This is a genomic window from Nonomuraea sp. NPDC049784 (assembly GCF_040659615.1).
Classification (GTDB): Bacteria; Actinomycetota; Actinomycetes; order Streptosporangiales; family Streptosporangiaceae; genus Nonomuraea.
This window is the reverse complement of sequence record NZ_JBFAMX010000952.1, coordinates 1-2793: the sequence shown is the minus strand read 5'-3', so window position 1 is coordinate 2793 and position 2793 is coordinate 1. Positions and strand designations below refer to the sequence as shown.

Below are 2793 nucleotides of genomic sequence, written 5' to 3'. Positions count from 1 at the left end.
GGTGCTGCTCGACCTGCACCTGCCGGGGCGCGAAGCGGCCGGCGGCGGCGAGCGCGGCCTGCCCGGTGTGCGCGATCCCCACCACCCTGAACCCGAGTACCCTGTTCACCTGCGCGTGCAGCGCGGCGGTGACGACCGGATCGTCGTCCACGATGAGAACGGTGATGTCCCGGGGTTCAGGCATCGCCAGCTCCTCGTCCAGGTCCAGTTACTACAAATCAGAGTGAGCTTAAGCGGGTTTTGTTACAAAAGATCGAGTTTTGCGCGTTCTGCTCACCGGGATCCGCCGCGCGTGTCCGTTCCCTCTTAATCTGTACCCCGAACGACAGGGGGGAGGACGGACGCCGGTGAGATGGCTGCTCGCGGTGACGGCCCTGTGGACGGTGCTCGGCCTCCTGCCCCTGGCGCTGCTGACCTCCTCCAGTATCTCCCTGTCGGAGCAGGCCGTGACCGACGAGGTCACCGACCGGGTCAAGACGACCGCCTCGGTGAGCCGGGTCGTGGTGGAGCAGCAGATGGGCTCGCTCGAACAGCTCGTCACCGCGTTCGCGCAGCGGCCGGGCGTACGCGACACGGTGGCGCACTCCACCGCCGGCGCCATGCGCGACCACCTCGGCGAGCTCAAGCAGATGCGCGACGGCGTCAGCGGGCTGATCCTGGTCTCGTCCGAAGGGCGCATGCTGGGCGCGGAGCCCAAGACCGTGCTGCCCCAGGACATCAGCGCCACCGACTGGTACCGCGCGGTGCGCGACCGGCGGGCGGCCCACATCTCGCAGGCGTACACGCCCACGATGGTCGGCGTGTCCAGGGCCGTCGCGGTGGCCGCGCCGATCCCCAGCGCCGACGGCAAGCGCATGCTCGGCATCCTGGCCGTCGTCTACAGCCTGGACGCCATCCAGGAGTTCGCCAAGGAGGCCGCCGAGGCGCAGGACATCCGGCTGCTGATCACCGACCGGGCCGGTGTGCTCGTAGCCGACCCCGACAGGAAGCTCCTCGCGCTCACCTCCCTGCGCGAGGACCCGCGGGTGGACGCCGCGCTCGCCGGCCGCACCTGGAACGGCAGGTTCCCCGGGGTCGACGGCACCGTGCTGTCGGCCTCGGAGCCGATCCCCGGCATCGGCTGGACGGTCACCGCCGAGGTGTCCGCCGCCGAGGCGCTGGCCTCGGCCGAGCAGCTCAGGGCGAACGTGCTGACCGTCGCGGCGCTGCTGGCGCTGCTCATCCTCATCGGCCTGGGCCTGCAGATCCACACGACGCGCGGCCGTCGCCGGGCGCAGGTCACGCTGGCCAGGTACGCGTCCGAGCTGGCCGCCGCCAGGGACGACGCGGTCAGCGCCTCCAGCGCGAAGTCCGAGTTCCTGGCCAAGATCAGCCACGAGATCCGCACCCCGATCAACGGCGTGCTGGGCATGAACTCCCTACTCATGGGCACTCGGCTGGACGACGAGCAGCGCCACTACGCCACCACCGCCCAGGAGTCGGCCCAGAACGTGCTGCGCCTGCTCGACGACTTCCTCGACCTGTCCAGGATCGAGGCGGGGCACCTGCAGGTGGATGAGGTGCCGTTCGACCTGCCCAGGCTCTGTGACGAGGTGGTCGCGCCGTTCGCGCCGCACGCGTACGAACAGGGGCTCTGGCTCACGCTGCGGCTCGACGAGGACGTGCCGCGGCAGGTGTCGGGGGATCCGGCGCGGCTGCGTCAGATCCTCACCAACCTGGTGGGCAACGCGCTGAAGTTCACCGTTCAGGGCGGCGTCGACCTGCACGTCACCCTCGACGAGGGAGAGCCGGGCGACCCGCGCGCGGTGCTCGGGTTCGCGGTCGCCGACACGGGGATCGGGGTCGGCCCCGACGACCGAGAGAAGGTGTTCGGCGTCTTCCGCCAGGTCGACTCGCCGATCACGCGCAGGACCGGCGGGAGCGGCCTGGGGCTGGCCATCGGCCGGCAGCTGACCGAGCTCATGGGTGGGGAGATCGGGCTGGACAGCGTTGAGGGCGTCGGCAGCCGGTTCTGGGTGCGGCTGCCGATGGACGTCCTGACGTGGTCGGAGCCGTCGGTCGAGGCCCTGCAGGGGCGGCGCGCGCTCGTCGCCGACCCGCGGCCGGAAGACCGCGCGCTGGCGGTGCGTTCCCTGGCGGGCGCGGGGCTCGAGGTGGAGGAGAGCAGGGACGGGGAGTCCACCCTCTCGCTGCTTCATGCCGCCGCGGCGGACGGGCGACCGTACGAGCTGGCGGTCGTCGCTCTCGACCTCGGCGCCGACGCTGAGTCGATCGCGCATGTGATCCTCACCGACCCGCTGTTCCACGCCACCAGCGTCATCGTGGTCGTCACGCCGGGACGCGCGGGCTTCGCCTGGCCCGGCGGCGCGGGGGAGCGCGCCGTGCAGTCGATCACCCGGCCGCTCAGCCGCCGCCGACTCCTCGCCGCCGTGGAGAACACCCTGGTCACCGCCGAGTGCCCCGGGGAGCCGCGCGAACGGGCGGAGATCGCCGCGCAGGGCGCCCGGATCCTGGTGGCGGAGGACGACGAGGTCAGCCGCCAGGTGGCGATGCTCGTGCTGCGGCAGGCCGGGCACGAGGTCGAGGTGGTGGACGACGGCGAGCAGGCCGTGCGCGCCGTGCTGGGCGGCGGCTACGACCTGGTCTTCATGGACTGCCAGCTGCCCGTGCTCGACGGCCTGGCCGCGACCGAGGAGATCAGGCGGCGCGAGGACACGCACACCCCGATCATCGCGATGACCGCGGCGGCGATGCCGGACGACCGGATCCGCTGCCTGGAGGCCGGGATGGACG

1 protein-coding gene and 1 pseudogene are annotated in these 2793 nt (G+C 71.9%); one reads left to right on the top strand and one right to left on the bottom strand.

Going from position 1 to position 2793, the window contains the following annotated elements:
- Nucleotides 1-184 (bottom strand): annotated as a pseudogene (locus AB0J09_RS61570) (two component system response regulator); the annotation flags it as partial.
- Nucleotides 185-347: 163 nt separating this feature from the next.
- Here AB0J09_RS61570 and AB0J09_RS61565 point away from each other — a divergent pair.
- A partial coding sequence (locus tag AB0J09_RS61565) for an ATP-binding protein (RefSeq protein ID WP_360713344.1) occupies nucleotides 348-2793 on the top strand: 2446 nt, incomplete at its 3' end.